At 62.5% G+C, this 20,736-nt stretch carries 20 protein-coding genes and 1 pseudogene; 11 read left to right on the top strand and 10 right to left on the bottom strand.

Annotation, left to right across the window (positions count from 1 at the left end):
- Window positions 1-111 precede the first annotated feature (111 nt).
- Window positions 112-636: pseudogene (gene nadE / locus IEC33019_RS21010) on the bottom strand (NAD(+) synthase); the annotation flags it as partial.
- 3 nt (window positions 637-639) lie between these two features.
- Window positions 640-1,845: a nicotinate phosphoribosyltransferase gene (gene pncB, locus IEC33019_RS21005; RefSeq protein ID WP_070090464.1), complete on the bottom strand. Its 1,206-nt coding sequence runs from the start codon at window positions 1,843-1,845 to the stop codon at window positions 640-642.
- A 528-nt stretch (window positions 1,846-2,373) separates the two neighbouring features.
- On the opposite strand from pncB, the gene IEC33019_RS21000 reads away from it, so the two are divergent.
- The 6 genes from IEC33019_RS21000 (at window position 2,374) to IEC33019_RS20975 (ending at window position 8,826) form a co-directional block, all read left to right on the top strand.
- A complete protein-coding gene (locus IEC33019_RS21000; RefSeq protein WP_070090463.1) occupies window positions 2,374-3,510 on the top strand; it encodes a branched-chain amino acid ABC transporter substrate-binding protein in 1,137 nt (378 codons plus the stop codon).
- 157 nt (window positions 3,511-3,667) lie between these two features.
- Window positions 3,668-4,582, top strand: coding sequence for an ABC transporter permease subunit (locus tag IEC33019_RS20995; protein ID WP_070090462.1), 915 nt, complete (start codon window positions 3,668-3,670; stop codon window positions 4,580-4,582).
- Window positions 4,583-4,584: 2 nt separating this feature from the next.
- Window positions 4,585-5,874 (top strand): high-affinity branched-chain amino acid ABC transporter permease LivM, encoded by a 1,290-nt coding sequence (livM, locus tag IEC33019_RS20990; RefSeq protein WP_070090461.1) that lies wholly within the window; start codon window positions 4,585-4,587, stop codon window positions 5,872-5,874.
- A complete protein-coding gene (locus IEC33019_RS20985; RefSeq protein WP_070090460.1) occupies window positions 5,871-6,746 on the top strand; it encodes an ABC transporter ATP-binding protein in 876 nt (291 codons plus the stop codon). The genes livM and IEC33019_RS20985 overlap by 4 nt, the downstream gene beginning before the upstream one ends.
- Entirely contained in the window at window positions 6,743-7,459 is a 717-nt protein-coding gene (locus IEC33019_RS20980) for an ABC transporter ATP-binding protein (RefSeq protein ID WP_043211932.1), read from the top strand. Before IEC33019_RS20985 ends, IEC33019_RS20980 begins: the two co-directional genes overlap by 4 nt.
- Window positions 7,460-8,058: 599 nt before the next feature.
- Complete coding sequence (locus tag IEC33019_RS20975) at window positions 8,059-8,826, top strand: SDR family oxidoreductase (RefSeq protein ID WP_070090459.1); 768 nt, start codon at window positions 8,059-8,061, stop codon at window positions 8,824-8,826.
- Between the two features lie 48 nt (window positions 8,827-8,874).
- Here IEC33019_RS20975 and IEC33019_RS20970 read toward each other — a convergent pair whose 3' ends face one another.
- From IEC33019_RS20970 to IEC33019_RS20955, 4 genes are all read right to left on the bottom strand, one after another.
- On the bottom strand, window positions 8,875-9,126 hold the full coding sequence (locus IEC33019_RS20970; protein ID WP_070090458.1) for a hypothetical protein: 252 nt from the start codon (window positions 9,124-9,126) through the stop codon (window positions 8,875-8,877).
- A gap of 51 nt (window positions 9,127-9,177) precedes the next feature.
- Complete coding sequence (locus IEC33019_RS20965) at window positions 9,178-10,296, bottom strand: AGE family epimerase/isomerase (RefSeq protein WP_070090457.1); 1,119 nt, start codon at window positions 10,294-10,296, stop codon at window positions 9,178-9,180.
- Window positions 10,297-10,385: 89 nt separating this feature from the next.
- Entirely contained in the window at window positions 10,386-11,018 is a 633-nt protein-coding gene (locus IEC33019_RS20960; protein WP_070090456.1) for a TetR family transcriptional regulator, read from the bottom strand.
- Between the two features lie 121 nt (window positions 11,019-11,139).
- Window positions 11,140-11,595, bottom strand: coding sequence for a phage infection protein (locus IEC33019_RS20955; RefSeq protein ID WP_070090455.1), 456 nt, complete (start codon window positions 11,593-11,595; stop codon window positions 11,140-11,142).
- A 308-nt stretch (window positions 11,596-11,903) separates the two neighbouring features.
- Here IEC33019_RS20955 and IEC33019_RS20950 point away from each other — a divergent pair, with 308 nt between their 5' ends.
- Window positions 11,904-13,970, top strand: a complete 2,067-nt coding sequence (locus tag IEC33019_RS20950; RefSeq protein WP_070090454.1) for an AsmA family protein — start codon at window positions 11,904-11,906, stop codon at window positions 13,968-13,970.
- A gap of 129 nt (window positions 13,971-14,099) precedes the next feature.
- Here the strand turns inward: IEC33019_RS20950 and IEC33019_RS20945 are convergent, their stop codons facing one another.
- Window positions 14,100-14,630: a ferritin-like domain-containing protein gene (locus tag IEC33019_RS20945; RefSeq protein ID WP_070090453.1), complete on the bottom strand. Its 531-nt coding sequence runs from the start codon at window positions 14,628-14,630 to the stop codon at window positions 14,100-14,102.
- 46 nt (window positions 14,631-14,676) lie between these two features.
- Entirely contained in the window at window positions 14,677-15,018 is a 342-nt protein-coding gene (osmE, locus tag IEC33019_RS20940; RefSeq protein WP_070090452.1) for an osmotically-inducible lipoprotein OsmE, read from the bottom strand.
- 123 nt (window positions 15,019-15,141) lie between these two features.
- On the opposite strand from osmE, the gene IEC33019_RS20935 reads away from it, so the two are divergent.
- Window positions 15,142-16,032, top strand: a complete 891-nt coding sequence (locus tag IEC33019_RS20935) for an esterase/lipase family protein (RefSeq protein WP_099593889.1) — start codon at window positions 15,142-15,144, stop codon at window positions 16,030-16,032.
- Here the strand turns inward: IEC33019_RS20935 and IEC33019_RS20930 are convergent.
- Window positions 16,013-16,906: a DMT family transporter gene (locus IEC33019_RS20930; RefSeq protein ID WP_070090450.1), complete on the bottom strand. Its 894-nt coding sequence runs from the start codon at window positions 16,904-16,906 to the stop codon at window positions 16,013-16,015. The genes IEC33019_RS20935 and IEC33019_RS20930 overlap by 20 nt on opposite strands.
- A gap of 212 nt (window positions 16,907-17,118) precedes the next feature.
- On the opposite strand from IEC33019_RS20930, the gene IEC33019_RS20925 reads away from it, so the two are divergent.
- The 3 genes from IEC33019_RS20925 to IEC33019_RS20915 all read left to right on the top strand — a co-directional run bounded on the left by IEC33019_RS20925 (window position 17,119) and on the right by IEC33019_RS20915 (window position 19,339).
- Entirely contained in the window at window positions 17,119-17,904 is a 786-nt protein-coding gene (locus tag IEC33019_RS20925) for an AraC family transcriptional regulator (protein ID WP_070090449.1), read from the top strand.
- A gap of 74 nt (window positions 17,905-17,978) precedes the next feature.
- Window positions 17,979-18,260, top strand: coding sequence for a PsiF family protein (locus IEC33019_RS20920; RefSeq protein ID WP_043207962.1), 282 nt, complete (start codon window positions 17,979-17,981; stop codon window positions 18,258-18,260).
- Window positions 18,261-18,331: 71 nt separating this feature from the next.
- Window positions 18,332-19,339 (top strand): AI-2E family transporter, encoded by a 1,008-nt coding sequence (locus IEC33019_RS20915; RefSeq protein ID WP_070090448.1) that lies wholly within the window; start codon window positions 18,332-18,334, stop codon window positions 19,337-19,339.
- A gap of 119 nt (window positions 19,340-19,458) precedes the next feature.
- Here the strand turns inward: IEC33019_RS20915 and IEC33019_RS20910 are convergent, their stop codons facing one another.
- Window positions 19,459-20,730: an Hsp70 family protein gene (locus tag IEC33019_RS20910; RefSeq protein ID WP_070090447.1), complete on the bottom strand. Its 1,272-nt coding sequence runs from the start codon at window positions 20,728-20,730 to the stop codon at window positions 19,459-19,461.
- Between the last annotated feature and the right edge of the window lie 6 nt (window positions 20,731-20,736).

Below are 20,736 nucleotides of genomic sequence, written 5' to 3'. Positions count from 1 at the left end.
CCCTGCACATCGACTCAGGAAGGTCGGTGGGAAGTATGGCTCATGGCTCAGATTCTGGAGGGGGTGAAGCTAAGGGCTATCGGATTGTGCAGTTCAGTGTAGGGGGGTAGAAATCACCGCCTCGGCAGCATGATCGGTACCGATCACCAGCCCCCCTCGGGCGCCAGCAATGGCGTACTGGGCCACCATGCGCATGCGCGCCTTGACGTTACCCACGACGAAATCCACCAGGGTCGGCGAGCCACCTTCCAGGGCCTTGGTCTCGGTCGCCAGTGCGCGTACGGCCGGGGCGATGTCCACGGTGTGCACTTCATCGGCCTCGATCACATCCAAACACGCCTGGGCATCGTGCTCGTCGTGCTGCACCTGGTAGGGCAGTCGCACGGCGATGAAACGATAGCTGTCGTCACCCGTTTCGGTACGCAGCTCATTGACCGCGCGCTGGGCGAGCAGGGCGGCGGTCAGTGAGTCGACCCCGCCGCTGATGCCTAGGACGAGGGTCTTGAGCCGGGCATTGGCCAGGCATCCCTTGATGAAGGCCACGCGCCGGGCGACTTCGGCCTGAAGCGCGGCGGCGTCGGCGAACGGGGGCTGCACCTTGAGCTGCTGCGCAATCTCTCGCTGAACGGCTTGCATGGGTTACTCCTTGCTGGGGACTTTGAATACGTGGCGCAGGTAATGGACGAAATTCTCGTCACGGCATTGGGTCTTGGCGGCCTCGTCGGAGATCTTGGCCACCGGGGAGCCGTTGCAGTCGGTCATTTTAAGCACGATGCTCATCGGCGCCACCCCAGGGATGTCGCAGGTGAGGTTGGTGCCGATCCCGAAGCTGACATTGATGCGACCGCGCAGGGCGCGGAAGATTTCCAGCGCACGGGTCAGGTTCAGGCCGTCGGAGAACACCAGTGTCTTGGTCATCGGGTCGATGCCCAGTTTGCGGTAGTGGGCGATGGCCTTCTCCGCCCAGGCTACCGGGTCGCCGGAGTCATGGCGCAGGCCGTCGAAGAGCTTGGCGAAGTACAGGTCGAAGTCGGTCAGGAATGCATCCATGGTGATGCAGTCGGTCAAGGCGATCCCCAGCAGCCCACGGTATTCGCGGACCCAGCAGTCCAGCGCGGCGATCTGGCTGTCGATCAGTCGCGGGCCCAGTTGCTGGTGGGCCATGATCCACTCATGGGCCATGGTGCCCAAGGGTCTGACATCCAGCTTCCAGGCCAGGTCTACGTTGCTGGTACCGACGAAGCGCGCCGGAAAGTCATCGCGCAATACCCGCACCACTTCTTCCTGCACACGACCGGAAAAACGCCGACGGGTGCCGAAATCGGCTACCTGCAGTTCAGCCAGCTCTTCGTCGCTGGCGTGGGCGCGTAGCCAGTCGAACTTGCGGTACAGCTGGTCACGCGCCTCGCTCAGGCGCATGCGCGGATGCAGATGGCGGTTGCGCACCTCGCTGATGATGGCCAGTAGGGGCACTTCGAACAGGATCACATGCAGCCACGGGCCGCGCAGACGCAGGAATAACTGGTCGTGCTCGATGCCGATGTGCAGGTAGCGCAGGTTGAAGCGGAACAGGCCGAGAAAGCGCAGAAAGTCTGGCTTGAGAAAGCTGATGCGCTCGAGAAAGGCGAGCTGACCGTCGTCCAGGGAGAGGTCGCTCAGGTGTTCGATCGCTTTGCGGATTTCGTCGAGGTAAGGGCGCAAGTCCTCGCCGTTGCGGCAGCGGAACTCCCATTCCACGTCGGCATCCGGGTAGTTGTGCAGGACGGCCTGCATCATGGTCAGCTTGTAGAAATCGGTGTCGAGCAGGTTGTGCACGATGCGCTCGGCAAATGCGCTCTCGCTCATTGAGGGGCTCCAGGTGGCGGCGCTCGCGTCACAAAGCAGGCGCGTGGAATCCGCGTCATTGTGCCAGCGTTTGCAGCGTAGTGAGCACATAGGCTTCGGTAACGTCCCGCCTGGTACTGCCTGCCGGAGTCCTGCAGGCGTTGGGCTATCCCGTGATTTGGCGCTTTTGTCGTCCGTGGCCGGGCACTTTCCTACACACCGCGCCGCCTTGTAACGGTGCCGCCTGTAGCAGTTGTGCACTTGTAGTGTGCAGTTCGGTGACGTTGCCCTGTTACAGGGCGGTTGCACGTAAACACTTGCCGGGGTTGCAATGATGGCACTGCGCGGTTGCCCTTGATGGCTGTAAGGGTTGCGACTTGTCTAGGTTAGACGGTTGCACGCTCAATAAAGAAAAGGCCGTCGGTCGCCTTTAGTCCGCTCTCCAATGCGTTTTGCGACGAATACAAAACGGCTGGCACGGCGCTTGCTCTGACCTTGAGTGCTGAAAGTTGTAGTGCCAACCAAAAAAACTCTAAGGAGCACCACCTCATGTCGCAGACGTTTTACAAGAAAGGTTTCCTGGCTCTCGCCGTAGCTTCGGCACTGGGTGTTTCCTCGTTTGTTCAGGCCGATGTGAAGATCGGCGTCGCAGGCCCGATGACCGGTGCCAACGCAGCGTTTGGCGAGCAGTACATGAAAGGTGCCCAGGCGGCAGCCGACAAGATCAACGCCGCAGGTGGGGTCAACGGCGAGAAGATCATCCTGGTCAAGGGCGATGATGCCTGCGAACCGAAGCAAGCCGTGGCCGTGGCCAACCGCCTGGTCGACCAGGACAAGGTCATCGGCGTGGTCGGTCACTTCTGCTCCTCCAACACCATCCCGGCCTCCGAGGTCTATGACGAAGCCGGCGTGATCGCCATCACTCCAGGTTCCACCAACCCGCAGGTTACCGAGCGCGGGCTGTCGGCCATGTTCCGTATGTGCGGTCGTGACGACCAGCAGGGCATCGTGGCTGGCGACTACATCGTCGACGTGCTCAAGGGCAAGAAAGTCGCGGTCCTGCACGACAAGGACACCTACGGCCAAGGCCTGGCCGATGCGACCAAGGCGCAGCTTGAAAAGCGCGGCGTGAAGCCTGTGCTGTACGAAGGCCTGACCCGTGGCGAGAAGGACTTCAGCGCGGTGGTCACCAAGATCCGCTCCACCGGTGCCGACGTGGTCTACTTCGGTGGCCTGCACCCAGAAGCCGGCCCGCTGGTACGCCAACTGCGTGAACAAGGTCTGAAGGATGTGAAGTTCATGTCCGACGACGGCATCGTTACCGACGAACTGGTAGCCACCGCTGGCGGTGCCCAGTACGTCAACGGCGTGTACATGACCTTCGGTGCCGACCCGCGCCTGCTGCCGGACAGCAAGGCGGTGGTGGAGGAGTTCCGCAAGGCCGGTACCGAGCCTGAAGGCTACACCCTGTATGCCTACGCCTCGCTCCAGGCCCTGGCTGCCGCGTTCAACGGCGCCAAGTCGAACAAGGGTGAAGACGCCGCCAAGTGGCTCAAGGCCAACCCGGTCCAGACCGTCATGGGCGAAAAGAAGTGGGACAGCAAGGGTGACCTGACTGTCTCCGACTACGTGGTCTACCAGTGGGATGCCAACGGCAAGTACCACCAGCTGGAAAAACAAAAATAACAACGGCGACCGGCCCGGATGCGCACTGCTCCGGGCCGCAGCCCCGCGGTACCTGTCTTTATCCGTAGATCTGCACAGTTCTGCGCTGCGAGGGCCGCTTCAGCGGTGGTCCGCCGTGGTCGGCGCTCGTGCAATCTCAATCAGGTGAGATTGCGTTATGGATGGTATTTTCCTGCAGCAACTGATCAATGGACTGACCCTCGGGTCTGTCTATGGTCTGATCGCCATCGGCTACACAATGGTCTATGGCATTATCGGCATGATCAACTTCGCGCACGGCGAGGTGTATATGATCTCCGCGTACCTCGCGGCGATCAGCCTGGCATTGCTGGCCTATTTCGGTGTCGAGTCGTTTCCGCTGCTGATGTTGGGAACCTTGTTGTTCACCATCGTCGTCACGGGCATCTACGGCTTCACCATCGAGCGCATCGCCTACAAGCCCCTGCGTAACTCCACCCGCCTGGCACCGCTGATCAGTGCCATCGGCATCTCGCTGATCCTGCAGAACTACGCGCAGATCAGCCAGGGCGCCCGCCAGCAAGGCGTGCCCACCCTGCTCGAAGGCGCCTGGCGCGTCGAAGTGGGTACCGGCTTCGTGCAACTGACCTACACCAAGATCTTCATCCTGGTGGCGGCCTTCGTCGGCATGGCCCTGCTCACCTATGTGATCAAGTACACCAAGCTCGGCCGCATGTGCCGCGCGACCCAGCAAGACCGCAAGATGGCCTCGATCCTGGGGATCAACACCGACCGGGTGATCTCCTATGTGTTCGTCATCGGTGCGGTGATGGCTGCGCTCGCAGGCGTACTGATCACCATGAACTACGGCACTTTCGATTTCTATGCCGGCTTCATCATTGGCATCAAGGCATTCACCGCCGCAGTGCTCGGCGGCATTGGCTCACTCCCTGGCGCCATGCTTGGCGGGATCATCCTGGGGATCTCCGAGTCGTTGTTCTCCGGCCTGATCAACTCCGACTACAAGGACGTGTTCAGTTTCTCACTGCTGGTGATGATTCTGATCTTCCGTCCCCAAGGCCTGTTGGGTCGCCCGCTCGTGGCTAAGGTGTGAACATGTCTGCTGCCAATACTGTTTCTTCCGGTTTCGACATCAAGCGCAGCCTGCTGGAGACGATTGTCGCCGGTCTGCTCGCACTGATCGTTTTTGGCCCTGTCGTCGGCGTGGTGCTCGACGGCTACAGCTTCAACGCAGAACCCAAGCGCGTGGCCTGGCTGGTCGGTGGGGTGATGCTGGGGCGCTTCGTCCTCAGCCTGTTCCTGCAGACCGCCTCGGGGCAGCGCATGCTCCAGGGCTTTGAAAGCGGCGGGTCGGGCGTGCATGTGCTGGCGCCTGACTACAAGTCGCGGCTGCGCTACATCATCCCGGCGCTGATCGTCATCGCCATCGTGTTTCCGATCTTCGCCAACAAGTATCTGCTCACCGTGGTCATCCTCGGCCTGATCTATGTGCTGCTGGGCTTGGGTCTGAATATCGTGGTGGGCCTGGCGGGCCTGCTCGATCTGGGCTACGTGGCATTCTACGCCATCGGTGCCTACGGCCTGGCCCTGGGCTACCAGTACCTGGGCCTGGGCTTCTGGAGCGTCCTGCCGCTGGCGGCCATCGCCGCGGCATTGGCCGGATGCATCCTGGGCTTTCCGGTGTTGCGCATGCATGGCGACTACCTGGCGATCGTGACCCTGGGCTTTGGTGAGATCATCCGCCTGGTGCTGAACAACTGGCTGTCATTCACCGGGGGCCCCAACGGCATGCCGGCGCCGTCGCCGACCTTCTTTGGCCTGGAGTTCGGCCGCCGGGCCAAGGACGGTGGGGTGCCCATCCACGAGTTCTTCGGATTCGATTACAACGCCAACCTCAAGTTCGTGTTCATCTACGCGGTGCTGTTCATCGTCGTGCTGGCGGTGTTGTACATCAAGCACCGACTGACCCGCATGCCGGTCGGCCGGGCCTGGGAAGCGCTGCGAGAAGATGAGATCGCCTGCCGTTCGATGGGCCTGAACCACGTACTGGTCAAGCTTTCGGCATTTACCCTGGGGGCTTCAACAGCAGGTCTGGCTGGCGTGTTCTTCGCCACCTACCAGGGCTTCGTAAACCCGTCGTCGTTCACCTTCTTCGAGTCGGCGCTGATTCTCGCGATCGTGGTGCTCGGCGGCATGGGCTCGACGGTGGGCGTGGTGATCGCCGCCTTCGTGCTGACCGTGGCACCGGAGCTGCTGCGCAGCTTCTCCGAATACCGGGTGCTGCTGTTCGGTGTGCTGATGGTGCTGATGATGATCTGGCGACCGCGAGGGCTGATCCGCATCAGCCGCGCCGGTGTGACCCCGCGTAAAGGAGTGGCGCCATGAGCGACGATATCATTCTCTCGGTCGACAACCTGATGATGCAGTTCGGCGGCATCAAGGCGCTCAGCGATGTCAGCCTGAAGGTCCGGCGCAACCAGATCTTCGCCCTGATCGGCCCCAACGGTGCTGGCAAGACCACTGTGTTCAACTGCCTGACCGGGTTCTACAAGGCCAGTGGCGGGCGCATCGAACTGAACGTGCGCGGTGGCCGCACCAACGTCATCCAGTTGTTGGGCGAACGTTTCCAGGCGACGGACTTCGTGTCCCCGGCGCGCTTTGCCAACCGCTTGTACTACAAGATGTTCGGCGGTACCCACTTGGTGAACCGCGCGGGCCTGGCCCGGACGTTCCAGAACATTCGCCTGTTCAAGGAAATGTCGGTGGTGGAGAACCTGCTGGTGGCCCAGCACATGTGGGTCAACCGCAACCTGCTGGCCGGTGTGCTCAACACCAAGGCCTACCGCAAGGCCGAAAGCGATGCCCTGGACCACGCGTTCTACTGGCTGGAGGTGGTCGATCTGGTCGACTGTGCCAACCGCCTGGCCGGCGAGCTGTCCTACGGGCAGCAGCGCCGCCTGGAGATCGCCCGGGCCATGTGCACACGACCGAAGATCATCTGTCTGGACGAACCGGCTGCCGGCCTCAACCCCCAGGAAACCGAAGCCCTGAGCCGCATGATCCGTGTGCTGCGCGATGAACACGACATCACCGTGGTGCTCATCGAGCACGACATGGGCATGGTCATGAGCATCTCGGACCATATCGTGGTGCTCGACCACGGCAACGTGATCGCCGAAGGCGCCCCGCAGGATATCCGCAACAACCCGACGGTGATCGCCGCCTACCTGGGTGCCGACGAAGAGGAACTGGTATGAGTGCACCCATTCTCGAACTCAAGGACCTGGACGTGTTCTACGGGCCGATCCAGGCGCTGAAGAAAGTCAGCATGCACATCAATGAAGGCGAGACGGTGAGCTTGATCGGTGCCAACGGTGCCGGCAAGTCGACCCTGCTGATGTCGATCTTCGGCCAGCCCCGGGCTGCGTCCGGGCAGATCGTCTATCGGGGTACCGACATCACCCGCAAGTCGTCGCACTACATCGCCTCCAATGGCATTGCCCAGTCGCCGGAAGGGCGTCGGGTGTTCCCCGACATGACCGTCGAGGAGAACCTGATGATGGGGACCATCCCGATTGGCGACAAGCATGCCGATGAAGACATGCAGCGCATGTACGAGTTGTTCCCGCGGCTCAAGGAGCGCCGTAACCAGCGCGCCATGACCATGTCCGGTGGCGAGCAGCAAATGCTCGCCATCGCCCGGGCCTTGATGAGCCGTCCCAAGCTGCTGCTGCTCGACGAGCCGTCGCTGGGCTTGGCTCCGATCGTGGTCAAGCAGATCTTCTCGACCTTGCGCGAGCTGGCCAAGACGGGGATGACCATCTTCCTGGTAGAGCAGAACGCCAACCACGCATTGAAGCTCTCCGACAGGGCCTATGTGATGGTCAACGGGCAGATCCGCATGAGCGGGACCGGCCAAGAGCTGTTGGTCAACGAGGAAGTGCGCAACGCCTACCTCGGCGGACACTGACGAAGCAACCGGGCCGCAGCGCGGCCCGGTTGTTCACGCCAATGTGGACAACTTGTCGCATACCTTGCGCGAATACCCGCAGAATCCCTTCGCAAGTCATTGTTTCCACAAGCTTCGCTTTGTCCACGGATCGTGTGGAACTGCCTGTGGAAAACATGGTGGCAGGTGTCTCTACGCCTTTGCTGACGCGCCTTACAGGCTTCTGTATGTTTTTTGATCAGGTCGGTCTTGGGGACGGTTTCGGGGCGGTTCCGCAGCCTGTGAACAGCATCTCCGTATTTGGTCAGGGCTGTGGATAACTCTGTGAAAAAGCCTTGGACAGACCGCTGCAAGCGGCACAATTGAAAGCGTTGCGCCATCACTGAAAAAGATGTCCACAGAACACACAGGCAAGAGCGTTCAGTCCGGGAGACGAGTTTCCCCCAATCCGTGGGGAAAGCCTTGTGGATAAGATGCGCATAGGTGCGTTTAGGCCGTCTATTTCAATGCTTTCAGGGTTTTGTCTACTTATTGATCAGCCCTGGACGTGCTTGCTGCCGGCGACGGCGGGGACCATGCTCAATACCTGTCGACGATAATCCACCGTGAAGGAGATGCGCATGACATCCACCGTATTCATCACTGGCGCGACATCTGGCTTCGGTGAAGCCACTGCCCGCCGTTTCGCTGAGGCAGGTTGGAAGCTGGTGCTCACTGGCCGGCGCGAGGAGCGCCTGGACGCCCTGTGTGCCGAGTTGTCGGCCAAGACCGAAGTGCACGGCCTGGTGGTCGATGTGCGCGATCGCAAGGCCATGGAACAGGCGATTGCCAACCTGCCGCCAGCGTTCGACAAGCTCCAGGGCCTGGTCAACAACGCGGGTCTCGCCCTGGGCGCATCGCCTGCGCAGGACTGTGACCTGGATGATTGGGAAACCATGGTCGACACCAACATCAAGGGTTTGATGTATACCACCCGGTTGTTGCTGCCGCGCCTGATTGCCCATGGCCGTGGGGCGAGCATCCTCAATGTCGGTTCGGTTGCGGGTAACTATCCTTATCCGGGCAGTCACGTGTATGGCGGCACCAAGGCTTTCGTCGGGCAGTTTTCATTGAGTCTGCGCTGCGACCTTCGCGGCACTGGCGTGCGTGTCAGCAACATCGAGCCGGGGTTGTGCGAGAGCGAGTTCTCGCTGGTGCGCTTCGGGGGGGATCAGGCGCGCTATGACGCCACCTATGCTGGCGCCGAAGCGATCCAGCCGCAGGACATCGCCGAGACGATCTTCTGGATCCTCAACCAGCCGGCACACATCAACATCAACAGCCTTGAATTGATGCCGGTGAGCCAGGACTGGGCCGGCTTTTCGGTACACCGCGCGAGCAAGGGCTGAACGCACGCGAACCGGCCTCGGCCGGTTCGCGTGATTGTGCGTGTGCTTTTACTTGATCAGTGCCAGGTAGGTTTCGTTTGGCTTGATGATTTCCAAGGCTTGGAGCACATCATTGATCGCATCCTGTCGGCCGAGATCCTCGGCGGTGGCTTTTTTGCTTATGACGCGACGCAAGCTCAGCAGATAGCTCAGTTTTCCGTGGGAGTGCTCATCGTAGCGATGGCGGCTGCTGTCGACGATCTTCTGCGCGGCCTTGTTGATTTGCTCTTCTACGAATGCTGCAAAATCGCTGTTTTTCATAACCATGGTCCTTCTGGAGGGAAGCACGATGGTGGACTGTGTGATCCCGGATCAGCAGAGGGAAATGTTGTCTGCCGTGGCGGCCTGTAGGCCTTCCAGACAGGTTGCCAAGTGATAGGGCGTGGTGGACGGCATGTCATGTCGGCTGATTTCGCCTTCGCCATCGCGGCATTCGTGCCAGCCACCGGCATGCAGGAAGCGCCCCTCCAGCGCACGTAGCTGCATCAGCAACTTCGCCTCGTTCCCTGGACGCAACGCCAGTGCTCGCAGGTATTCCGCCTGGGCCCAGATGCGCTGGGTAGAGTCGATCACCTTGCCGTCCACATCCAGCATGGCCAGCACGGCCGAATCTTTCACGCCGCATTGCTCGGCATATACGAATGCGCGGTCGATGGACGCATGCAACGGGGTGCCGCGCAGCAGCGCCGAGGTGTCGAGCAGATAGAACCATTCGAACTGATGGCCTGGCTCGAACCAGTTATCCACAGCCCCGCGCGGTTTCTCTAGCATCAACCCGTGAACGGGGTCGACGAAGTGCGTTTGTAGCGCTTCGCACAGTGACAACAAGGCGTGCTCGACAGCGTCGTCGTCGCGCACCGCCAGGGTCTGCAGGAAGGCTTCGGCCAAGTGCATCTGGGGGTTCTGTAACGGCCCGCAGCCCAAGTCCGACCAATCTTCGCCCAGGCTGGCTTCGTACAGCCCGTCATCGCGGGCGAAACGCTCGCCGACGATGTCCAGCGCGGCATTGAGCGCGGACTCCACCAGCCCTTCACGTACCTTGCCCCAGTAATGGGCGCAGGCGAAGACGATGAAGGCATGGGTGTAGAGGTCCTTGCGCCGGTCCAGCGGTTGCCCGTGGGCATCGATGCTATAGAACCAGCCGCCATTTTCGGGATCGTGGAAATGCCGTTGCAGTGAACGGAACAACGCCGCCGCCCGCTCTGCCGCGCCCGGTTGCTCGATACAGCGGCTGAACAGGTACAACTGCCGGGCGCAGGCCATGGCGCGGTAGCGCTGCACCGGCATGGGCCGGTGTTCGCCATCGAGGGCCTCGAAGGGCAGGGCGAGTTCGGCGTTCCAGCCTGGGCCTTGCCACAGCGGCACGATGCAGTCGGCGAAGTGCTGGTTGAAGCGAGCCAGTTCGGGCAGGGTGGGGCGGGGGTCGGACATGAAGGCGCTCGTCGCAATCGGGCAGTGCGCCATGGTAGCAGAATGGGATTGTGCGGCGCTCGCGGCGGCACTTTGCCGGGGGCGAACGATCAGCCGGGGTTTCCCAAGCCCTGCCAGTGCCGTGCGCCCACGAAGATGAAGCGCAACTGCTGGGTGATTTTTTCCTGCGGGGTCAAGGCTTGTGGACTATCGGCATCAGGGCTGTCGATCAGCTCTGGAAGGGTGGCGAACACGGTCTTGACCACCAGATCGGCCATCACCGCCAGGGCGGCGCTGTCCAGATGCTGCCACCGCGGCATGCGGGCCAGGTCGGTGGCCAGATCCGCGCTGATGGCTTGACGCAGTTGGGCGATGGCCTGGCGCACGGCTTGGGACCCCCCATACTGCTCGCGGGCCAGAAAGAGGAACTGCGCCCGGTGGGCAGCCACTACATCCAGGAAGATCCGCACCGAAGCGTCGGTGATGCCTCCCAGTTCGAACTCATTGTGCCGCACGATCCGGATGGTCTGGCGGAACGTCGCATCGACTTCCGCCACAAGGGCCAGGCCCAGGGCGTCCATGTCGGTGAAGTGGCGGTAGAAACCGGTGGGGACGATGCCCGCCGCCTTGGCTACCTCGCGCAAGCTGATGCTGCCGAAACCCCGGCCACTCTCCATGAGTTGGCAGGCGGCATCGAGCAGGGCCTGGCGTGTCTGTAGCTTCTGTTCGGCGCGCGGCAGCATGGGACATGTTCTGTGGCTGTACGGCTGGGCACTCTAGATAAAAAAACGAAGCCCGGTCAATGGACCGGGCTTGGAGGGGAGCAGGTGTGGCGTGGCGGGTTGTTGTTCTTGGCCATGGTGATCAGCCCATGTGGCCAAGTTCTACCAGGCGATCAGAGCCCCCTTCGGCGACGCGGTTGTTGCGTTCGATCAGACGATCGGAGCCACCTTCAGCGACGCGGTTGTTGCGTTCGATCAGGCGATCGGAGCCACCTTCGGCGACGCGGTTGTTACGTTCGATCAGGCGATCGGAGCCACCTTCGGCGACGCGGTTGTTACGCTCGATCAGACGATCGGAGCCACCTTCGGCGACGCGGTTGTTACGCTCGATCAGACGATCGGAGCCACCCTCGGCAACGCGGTTGTTGCGTTCGATCAGGCGATCGGAGCCGCCTTCTGCCAGGGTGTTCAGTGGCTGGGCGACGGTGGCAGCGCTGGACCGGGATTCAGCCGTCAGGTGTTGTTCGGCAGCCGGCAAGGCGAAGGCGTTGGCGGCGAGGGCTGTCAGGGTCAGGCTCAGCAGCAGATGGCGTTTCATGATCTCGTTGCTCCTTTTGGGGGGCGGGAAAAGTGGGTACGAGGCCAATGCTACGCTCGGTAACGCCAGAGAGAAGTTCATCCGGGTAATGGTAACAATCGATGGCATTGATACACCGATAAAACGGCTCTGGCTCAATGTTTTCAGGGCCTTTTAAGCGGAGTGTCACCTAAGGGGGAGGGCGCATAGCGGCCGGTTGGAGCTGTTTATCATCACGATCGATTAAACCCGGCGCGCTTTCTTCAGTCCGACATAATGAGTGCCATCGCCGTGCCTTTTTTGTGCCATGCAGCCAGGAGAATTACGCAATGACGCGTCCCTTTCGCATCCTTACCTGGATCTTGACCAGCCTGCTGACCCTGTTGGCGATACTGGTGGTGATAATCGCCACGTTCGACTGGAACCGCGTCAAGCCGCTGCTCAACGAGAAGGTCTCCGAAGCCCTGCACCGCCCCTTCGCGATCAACGGCAACCTGGCCGTGCAATGGCACCGTGAGCCTTCAGAGGGCGGTTGGCGCGCGTGGGTGCCCTGGCCGCATTTCGTGGCCGAGGACCTGACCCTCGGCAACCCCGAGTGGCTCGAGTCACCGCGCATGGTAGGGCTCGAGCGCGTGACGTTTCGGCTTTCGCCGGTACCGTTGCTGTTCCAGCAGATCGTCATCCCGCGCATTGACCTCACCAAGCCCTCTGCCAGCCTGACGCGTCTGGCCGATGGTCGGGCCAACTGGACCTTCGATCTGGGGCCCAAGGATGAAACCGCCGAGCCCTCGCCTTGGGTGTTGGACATCGGCGCCATCGGCTTCGACCAAGGCAATGTCAGTTTCGATGACCAGACCCTGAAAACCCGCATGAAGGTACAGATAGACCCTCTGGGCAAGCCGATCCCCTTCAGCGAGATCGTCGGCAAGGCCCGTGCCGACAAGGCCGGCGTAGCCCAGGATTACGCCTTCGGCCTCAAGGCCCAAGGCACCTACAAAGGCCAGCCAGTGTCCGGCACTGGCAAGATCGGCGGGCTGCTGGCCTTGCAGGATGCCCGCCAGCCGTTTCCACTCCAGGCCGACGCGCGCATCGGCGACACCCGCGTGGCGCTCGCCGGCACCCTCACCGACCCGCGCAACCTGGGCGCCCTCGATTTGCGCCTGCGGTTGTCCGGCAACAGCCTGGGCAATCTCTACCCCCTCACCGGCGTGACCCTGCCCGACACACCGGCCTACGCCACCGACGGCCACCTCACCGCCAATTTGCACGATCCCCAGGGCGCGCGGTTTCGCTATGAAGGCTTCAACGGCAAGATCGGCGACAGCGATATTCATGGCGACTTGACGTTCATCGCCAGCCAGCCGCGGCCCAAACTCTCCGGAAACCTGGTCTCCGAGCAGTTGTTGTTCAAGGATCTGGCGCCGTTGATCGGCGCCGACTCCAACGCCGAGCAGAAGGCCCGAGGTGGCGCCAGCAAGCAGCCCACGGGCAAGGTGCTGCCGGTGGAGGCGTTTCGTACCGAGCGCTGGCGCGCCATGGACGCGGACGTCACCTTCAGCGGCAAGCGCATCGTGCACAGTGAGCAACTGCCCTTCAAGGACCTCTCGGCCCACGTCGTGCTGGAAGACGGCTTGCTGCGCCTGGAGCCCCTGCGCTTTGGCGTGGCGGGCGGCAATCTGAACGCCAACATACGTCTGGATGGGCGCAGCGTGCCACTGCAGGGGCGGGCGCGGCTGAGCGCTCGTGGCTTCAAGCTCAAGCAGCTGTTCCCAAGCTTTGCGCCCATGCAGACCAGTTTCGGCGAGCTCAATGGCGATGCCGATCTCAGCGGTCGCGGCAACTCGGTGGCGGCCTTGCTGGGCACCTCCAACGGTGACCTGAGCCTGTTGATCAACGATGGCGCCATCAGCCGCAGCCTGATGGAAATCGCCGGGCTCAACGTGGGCAATTACGTGATCGGCAAGCTGTTCGGCGACGAGGAAGTGAAGATCAACTGCGCGGCGGCCAACGTGGGGATCAAGGATGGGCTGGCGACCACGCGTCTGTTCGTCTTCGACACCGAGAACGCGATCATCTACATCAACGGCACGGCGAATTTTGCCACGGAGCAACTGGACCTGAAGATCACCCCCGAATCCAAAGGCCTGCGCCTGTTCTCTTTGCGCTCGCCGCTGTATGTGCGGGGGCCGTTCGCCAAGCCCAGTGCTGGGGTGCAGGCGGTGCCGCTGGCGTTACGCGGGGCCGGCATGGTCGCTTTGGGCGTGGCCATGGGGCCGGCGGCCGGGCTGCTGGCGCTGATCGCGCCGGGAGGCGATGTACCGAACCAGTGCACACCGCTGCTCGAACAGATGAAGGCAGGCAAGGCGCCGAGCGCGGTGAAGGGCAAGAAAAAATGAACGGGGCTTGGGGCAGCGTGCGAGCACCGAGTGACATGCTTCGCGGGTAAACCCGCTCCCACTAGGTTCGCCGGTGCTCTCGACGACGCCGCTGTGCCTGCGAAGGGCTGCAGCGCAGCCCTATCCGGCTTACAACCCTTTCAAAAGGTCCGCCATGTCATCGGCGTGTTCTTCTTCCTGGGCCAGGATGTCCTCGAAGATGCGCCGGGTGGTCGGGTCCTTCTCGCCGATGTACTGGATGATCTCGCGGTAGCTGTCGATGGCGATGCGCTCGGCCACCAGGTCTTCCAGCACCATTTCCTTGAGTGTGCTACCGGCCACGTACTGGGCGTGGGAGCGTTTGCTCAGGTTGTCAGGGTTGAAGTCCGGCTCCCCGCCCAACTGGACGATCCGCTCGGCGAGTTTGTCGGCATGTTCGGCCTCCTGGTTGGCGTGCTCGAGGAACTCCTCGGCGGCGACGCTGGCCTTGATGCCGCTGGCCATGAAGTAGTGGCGCTTGTAGCGCAGGGTGCAGACCAGCTCCGTGGCCAAGGCCTCGTTGAGCAGGTTCAGAATCTTGTCCCGGTCGGCGCTGTAGCCTTCGGTCACGGCGCCTTGCTCGACATGTTGTCGGGCACGCTCGCGCAGGGTCCGGACGTCGGTCAGTTCAATAGCGTTCATGTTCATCTCCGAAAGGATCAGGGTGGTCACGGTGCGTCAGGGGGGCTTAGGCGCCGGGGACGGCCTCGCGGTCCTCTTCTCGTTGCTTGCAGGTCTTGAAGCCCTTGGCATCGACATGACCGGTGGCGTCGAAGCGCACGTAGTAGGGCTGCTGGTGGCCATCGCGATTGAGGATGTAGTCGTTGCAGGTGCCTCCGTGGGGCAGGTCACTGGCGTTCGACGGGCTGCCGCCAATGGCGATGACCTTCTGCATGGTCATGCCCTTCTCCACCTGCTTGACCAGCGGCTCGTCGCGGTAGGTGACGTAATCCACCGGGTTTTCCGGGTGGCTGCCGCAGGCGGCCAGCGCCGCGCTTGCCAACAGAATGGCCAGGGTCTGTCTGTACATGGTCCGGCTCCTTGCTCAGGGGGTGTTCTGGTTTGAACCGCACGCCGGCCCAGGAGTTCGATTGCGATGCCCGGGCGCGGCCTTGTAGTGTTGGCTCATCGACCCAGGCAGAGAGGGCAGGGAATGAGCCAGGAACTGGCCACGCGTTACCCGTTGGTGCTGGTGCCGGGCATGCTCGGCTTCGTGCGGGTGCTGCTCTACCCCTACTGGTTCGGCATCGTCCCGGCCTTGCGCCGGGGGGGCGCGCAGGTCTTTGCGGTTCAGGTCTCGCCGCTGCACTCCAGCGAGCTGCGTGGCGAGCAACTGCTGGAGATCATCGAGGACATCTGCCAACGCACCGGGGCTGCGCGGGTCAACCTCATCGGCCATAGCCAGGACGCCCTCAGCGCGCGCTACGCCGCAGCGAAGCGGCCGGACCGAGTCGCTTCGGTGACCTCGGTGGCAGGGCCCAATCGAGGTTCGGAGCTGGCCGATTACCTGGAGCGCAAGGCCCCGGGCGACTCACCCCAGGGGTGGATACTCAAGGCAGTGCTGCACGGCGTGGCAGTGCTGCTGGTCTGGCTGGAAACCGGCTGGCGCCGGGACCCGTTGCCGATCGATGTGCATGCCTCGCACCAGTCTTTCACCAGCGCCGGTGTGGCCCGCTTCAATCAGGTTTATCCACAAGGCCTGCCGACCACCTGGGGCGGGCAGGGCGATGCCGAGGTCAATGGCGTGCGCTACTACTCCTGGTCCGGCACCTTGCAGCCGGGCCGCACCGATCAGGGGCGCAATCGCTTCGACGGCAGCAACCGCTTCTGCCGCTTGTTCGCGCGCACGTTCGAGCGTGAGAAGGGCCAGTGCGACGGCATGGTCGGGCGTTACAGCTCGCATCTTGGTCAGGTGATCGGTGACGACTACCCGCTGGATCACCTGGACATCGTCAATCAGTCCCTCGGTGCGGTGGGCAAGGACGCCGACCCGGTGCGCCTGTTCACTGAGCACGCTGCCCGCCTCAAGGCTGCGGGGCTGTAGCGAGGCGGCGCAGGGGTGTGGTCCAGCGTTCGGCCAACAGCACGCCCAGCAATGTCAGCAGGCCGCCATACAGGTGATAGCTGGCCAGGTGTTCGCCCAGCACCACGGCGGCGATCACCGCCGTCACCACTGGCAGCAAGTTGAAGAACAGTGTGGTGCGGCTTGGCCCCAGTCGATGCACGGCTTGCATCCAGACCCGTGGCGCCACCATTGAGGCGAGCACGCAGGCGTACAGCACCAGGCCGATATTCTGGGCGTTCAACCCAGTTTTTGGAGACAGCAGGAACAACGGCAGCAGCACGATGATCGCCACCAGCACTTGCAAGTACAGCAATTGCATCGCGGGCAGGCGCAGTTGCCATTTCTTCAGCAGGAAGCTGTACAGCGCGTAGGCGAAGGTGGCCACCAGCATCAGCAGGTCGCCGCTGTTCAGGCCTTGCTGCAACAGGGCCGCGGGCTGGCCGGCCGAGACCACCTCCAGTACGCCGATGAACGACACCGCTGCGCCGAATAGCGCGCCGAAGGTCAGGCGCTGGCCGAGCCAGGTGATGGCCAGTGCCAGGGACATCAGCGGCATCAACGAGAGGATGATGCCCATGTTGGTGGCGCTGGTGATGCCGGCTGCGAAGTAGGCCAGGCTCTGGTACATGGCCATGCCCAGCACGCCGAGGATGAAGATCTTGCCCAGGTGCGGGGCGATCGCGGCGCGATTGCGCAAGACCTGGGGCAGCAGGAACGGTGTGAACAGAAGGCCTGCCAGCAGCCAGCGGTAGAAGCCGATCTCGGCGGGGAAGATGGCTCCGGCCGAGAGCTTGGTGACCACTGTATTGCCGGCCCAGATGAGGATGGCCAGCAGGGGAAATGCGTAATTCATGAAGCGCAGAATCTCTGAGGGTATTGCAAGAATTCGGGGTTGCCTGGCAGCCCTTCGCGGGTAACCCGCCTCCCACAGGTGCGGCGTTGTCCCGGTAGGAACGGGTTACTCGTGAAACGGTGCAGGCCAGTCCCGAGCTGGCGTCCATTATCCGTTGTCTGTCCGTAAGCCTATACTTGCATCCAGACAACCCACCCCTCGAAGCTGCCAACATGGCCCGCAAATACCTCGACATCCCTGCTTTCGAGCAACTCCCCGCTCCGGTGTACTTTCGCTACGACGAATTTGGCGCTGACACCCACAGCGCTGCGCATCGCCACACCTGGGGCCAGCTCAACTACGCGTCCCATGGCGTCATGCACCTGGACGTCGATGGCCAGCGTTTCGTCTCGCCGCCCCATTACGCCGTGTGGGTACCGCCGGGGACCGAGCACGGCTGCTACAACCCGCAGGCCATCGTCTATCGCTCGGTGTACCTGGCCAGCGAGCTGTGTCAGGACCTACCTCGACAGGCCTGCACCCTGGTGATCAGCGACATCCTCAAGGCCATCCTCGGTGATTTCGCCGCGCGCGACCTCACGGTGGCCCAGGATGAACGCGACCTGCGTCTGGTCCAGGTATTGCTCGATCAGTTGCACCTGGCGCCGACCCAGGCTTGCTACCTGCCGTTCGCCCGTGGCGAGGGCCTGCGCCAGGTGCTTGAGGCCTTGCAGGCCGAGCCTGGCGACAATCGTCCTCTGGCCGACTGGGCTGCTCTGGTGCACGTCAGTGAGCGCACCTTGGCGCGCCAGTTCCTGCGTGAGTTGGGGATCAGCTTCGGCGAATGGCGCTTGCGTCTGCGTTTTTTGCGTGCCATCGAGGCACTGGAGGCGGGTCTGTCGATCCAGGCCATCGCCTTCGACCTCGGCTACAGCAGTGCCTCGGCTTTCATCGCCATGTTCCAGCGTCAGGCCCGCTGCACGCCCGAGCAGTACCGCCGCCGGGCGCGCACGGCCTGAGTTGGCCTGGGAAAAACTTGGCTACACTCTGCTCGACGACCACGCATGCAGCGTGGAGACAAGGAGATCGCTTCATGAAGATGCTGCACGTGCCTTTATTGGTGTTGGGCGTGTTGATCAGTGCCCAGAGCTTCGCAGCCACCGCACAACAGGAGAAGATGACCACCTGCAATGCCCAAGCCTCGGAGAAGGCCCTCAAGGGCGACGAGCGCAAGGCCTTCATGAGTACTTGTCTCAAGGCCAAGCCCGCCACCCAGCAGGAAAAAATGAAAACCTGCAACGCCGATGCCAGCGCCAAGGCGCTGAAAGGGGATGAGCGCAAAGCCTTCATGAGCGATTGCCTGAAGAAGAAATGACCTGCGCCTATGTTTGTCTGGCGAAGGCTGGCAGACTGCGGCTCTTTCCTGTTGTCCGCCGTTGAGGCTGTATGACCTTCACCCCTCGCCAGATCACCCTGGCCAGCTGGATCATCGTGTTTGCCGGGCTTCTGCTGGCGCTGCCCATGAAATTGTTGCCCAGCCTGCTGGCAGGCTTGCTGGTGTTCGAGTTGGTCAACATGCTCACGCCGCGCCTGCAGCCGGTGATCGCCGGGCAACGCGCGCGCTGGTTGGCCGTGGCACTGCTGGGCACCCTGGTGGTCAGCACCTTGACGCTGCTGATCGCCGGTGCCTTCAGCTTCCTGCTGCACGAGGCTGAAAACCCCGGCGCCTCGCTGGACAAGTTCATGGCCTTGGTGGAGCGCGCCCGCAGCCAGCTACCGCCGTTCATCGAAGGTTACCTGCCGGCCAGTGCCGCCGAGTTCAAGGTAGCCATCGGCGACTGGCTCAAGAGCCACCTGGGCGAGCTGCAACTGGTGGGCAAGGGCATGGCGCACATGTTCGTCACCTTGCTGATCGGCATGATCCTCGGCGCCATCGTGGCCTTGCAGCGCATCCCTGACATCTCCCGACGCAAACCCCTGGCTGCGGCGCTGTTCGAGCGCCTGAGCCTGCTGGTGCAGGCGTTTCGCAACATCGTCTTTGCGCAGATCAAGATTTCCCTGCTCAACACCGTCTTCACCGGCATCTTCCTGGCCGTGGTGCTGCCGCTGTTCGGGGTGCATCTGCCGCTGACCAAGACCCTGATCGTGCTGACCTTCCTGCTGGGGCTGCTGCCGGTGATCGGCAACCTGATGTCCAACACCCTGATCACCATCGTGGGGCTTTCGTTGTCGATCTGGGTGGCGGTGGCGGCGTTGTGCTACCTGATCATCATCCACAAGGTCGAGTACTTCCTAAATGCGCGGATCGTGGGCGGGCAGATCAGTGCCAAGTCCTGGGAGTTGCTGCTGGCGATGCTGGTGTTCGAGGCAGCGTTCGGCTTGCCAGGCGTCGTGGCGGGGCCGATCTACTACGCGTACCTGAAGAGTGAGCTCAAGCGGGCGGAACTGGTCTGAATATCGCCTCAAGCCTGTGCCGGCCCCTTCGCGGGTAAACCCGCTCACACAAGGATCACCGCAAGCCGTGCAAGAGCGGGTTCACCTGCGAAAAGGCCAGTACAGGCAGTAGAGCGCTGTCAGGCGGCGCCGTAGCGCTTGCGCGCTTCGATCGCCAGCCCGCTGCCGATGCTGCCAAAGATGTTGCCTTCCACATGGCGGGCATTGGGCAGCATGGCCGCCACGCTATTGCGCAGCGCCGGAATGCCGCTGGAGCCACCGGTGAAGAACACCGTGTCCACCTGGCCTTCGCTCACGCCTGCCTTGTTCAGCAGTTCAGTGACGCTCCCGCGCACGCGACCGAGCAGGCCTTCGATGGCGTCCTCGAACAGTGGACGGGTCAGGTCCACGGCCAACTCTGGTTCGATGCGGCCCAGATCGAGGCGACGACTGTCCTGGTGGGTCAGCTCGATCTTGCTGGCTTCCACTTCCATCGCCAGCCAGTGGCCGGCGCGTTCTTCGATCAGCTTGAACAAGCGGTCGATGCCCAGGGTGTCTTCGATGTCGTAGCGCATGCTGCCCAAGGCCAGCTGGGATTTCTGCGAGTACAGCGCGTTGATCGTGTGCCAGGTGGCCAGGTTCAGGTGATAGCTGGTAGGCATCAAGGCCTGGCTTTTCATTCGGCTGCCATAGCCGAACAGCGGCATCACGCCCTGCAGGCTCAGCTGCTTGTCGAAGTCTGTTCCGCCGATGTGCACGCCACCGGTGGCGAGGATGTCGCTCTGGCGCTCGGCCACCAAATGGCGCTCCGGCGACAGGCGGATCAGGGTGAAGTCCGAGGTACCACCGCCGATGTCGACGATCAGCACCAGCTCTTCGCGGCTGATACCCGACTCATAGTCGAAGGCCGCGGCGATCGGCTCATACTGGAACGACACTTCCTTGAAGCCGATCTTGCGCGCCACTTCGGCCAAGGTGTCCTCGGCCTCCTGGTCGGCGACCGGGTCTTCGTCGACGAAGAACACCGGGCGGCCCAGCACCACTTCGTCGAAGCTGCGCCCGGCATTGGCCTCGGCGCGCTTTTTCAGCTCGCCGATGAACATGCCCAGCAGGTCCTTGAACGGCAGGGCGGTGCCCAGCACGCTGGTATCGTGCTTGATCAGCTTGGAGCCGAGCAGACTCTTGAGCGAGCGCATCAGGCGTCCTTCGTAGCCTTCCAGGTATTCATGCAGGGCCAGGCGGCCGTAGACCGGGCGACGCTCCTCGATGTTGAAGAACACCACCGAAGGCAGGGTGATCTTGCCGTCTTCCAGGGCAATCAGCGATTCCACGCCGGGGCGGTGCCAGCCGACCGTGGAGTTGGAGGTGCCGAAGTCGATGCCGCAGGCACGGGCCGGGGATACGTCAGACATGGGGAG

The sequence above is a fragment of the Pseudomonas putida genome, from assembly GCF_002741075.1.
In the GTDB taxonomy this organism is placed as follows: domain Bacteria; phylum Pseudomonadota; class Gammaproteobacteria; order Pseudomonadales; family Pseudomonadaceae; genus Aquipseudomonas; species Aquipseudomonas putida_T.
Note: the sequence above shows the minus strand (reverse complement) of the source record. Positions and strands in the feature narration are given on the sequence as shown.

What these genes read in the sequence shown, in the direction of transcription:
- IEC33019_RS20930 (WP_070090450.1), bottom strand. Translation starts at nt 16,906, where the DNA reads ATGAATTACGCATTTCCCCTGCTGGCCATCCTCATCTGGGCCGGCAAT.
- IEC33019_RS21000 (WP_070090463.1), top strand. Translation starts at nt 2,374, where the DNA reads ATGTCGCAGACGTTTTACAAGAAAGGTTTCCTGGCTCTCGCCGTAGCT.
- IEC33019_RS20995 (WP_070090462.1), top strand. Translation starts at nt 3,668, where the DNA reads ATGGATGGTATTTTCCTGCAGCAACTGATCAATGGACTGACCCTCGGG.
- IEC33019_RS20955 (WP_070090455.1), bottom strand. Translation starts at nt 11,595, where the DNA reads ATGAAACGCCATCTGCTGCTGAGCCTGACCCTGACAGCCCTCGCCGCC.
- IEC33019_RS20970 (WP_070090458.1), bottom strand. Translation starts at nt 9,126, where the DNA reads ATGAAAAACAGCGATTTTGCAGCATTCGTAGAAGAGCAAATCAACAAG.
- IEC33019_RS20985 (WP_070090460.1), top strand. Translation starts at nt 5,871, where the DNA reads ATGAGCGACGATATCATTCTCTCGGTCGACAACCTGATGATGCAGTTC.
- IEC33019_RS20965 (WP_070090457.1), bottom strand. Translation starts at nt 10,296, where the DNA reads ATGTCCGACCCCCGCCCCACCCTGCCCGAACTGGCTCGCTTCAACCAG.
- IEC33019_RS20960 (WP_070090456.1), bottom strand. Translation starts at nt 11,018, where the DNA reads ATGCTGCCGCGCGCCGAACAGAAGCTACAGACACGCCAGGCCCTGCTC.
- IEC33019_RS20980 (WP_043211932.1), top strand. Translation starts at nt 6,743, where the DNA reads ATGAGTGCACCCATTCTCGAACTCAAGGACCTGGACGTGTTCTACGGG.
- IEC33019_RS20925 (WP_070090449.1), top strand. Translation starts at nt 17,119, where the DNA reads ATGGCCCGCAAATACCTCGACATCCCTGCTTTCGAGCAACTCCCCGCT.
- livM (WP_070090461.1), top strand. Translation starts at nt 4,585, where the DNA reads ATGTCTGCTGCCAATACTGTTTCTTCCGGTTTCGACATCAAGCGCAGC.
- pncB (WP_070090464.1), bottom strand. Translation starts at nt 1,845, where the DNA reads ATGAGCGAGAGCGCATTTGCCGAGCGCATCGTGCACAACCTGCTCGAC.
- IEC33019_RS20975 (WP_070090459.1), top strand. Translation starts at nt 8,059, where the DNA reads ATGACATCCACCGTATTCATCACTGGCGCGACATCTGGCTTCGGTGAA.
- IEC33019_RS20910 (WP_070090447.1), bottom strand. Translation starts at nt 20,730, where the DNA reads ATGTCTGACGTATCCCCGGCCCGTGCCTGCGGCATCGACTTCGGCACC.
- IEC33019_RS20945 (WP_070090453.1), bottom strand. Translation starts at nt 14,630, where the DNA reads ATGAACGCTATTGAACTGACCGACGTCCGGACCCTGCGCGAGCGTGCC.
- osmE (WP_070090452.1), bottom strand. Translation starts at nt 15,018, where the DNA reads ATGTACAGACAGACCCTGGCCATTCTGTTGGCAAGCGCGGCGCTGGCC.
- IEC33019_RS20950 (WP_070090454.1), top strand. Translation starts at nt 11,904, where the DNA reads ATGACGCGTCCCTTTCGCATCCTTACCTGGATCTTGACCAGCCTGCTG.
- IEC33019_RS20935 (WP_099593889.1), top strand. Translation starts at nt 15,142, where the DNA reads ATGAGCCAGGAACTGGCCACGCGTTACCCGTTGGTGCTGGTGCCGGGC.
- IEC33019_RS20920 (WP_043207962.1), top strand. Translation starts at nt 17,979, where the DNA reads ATGAAGATGCTGCACGTGCCTTTATTGGTGTTGGGCGTGTTGATCAGT.
- IEC33019_RS20915 (WP_070090448.1), top strand. Translation starts at nt 18,332, where the DNA reads ATGACCTTCACCCCTCGCCAGATCACCCTGGCCAGCTGGATCATCGTG.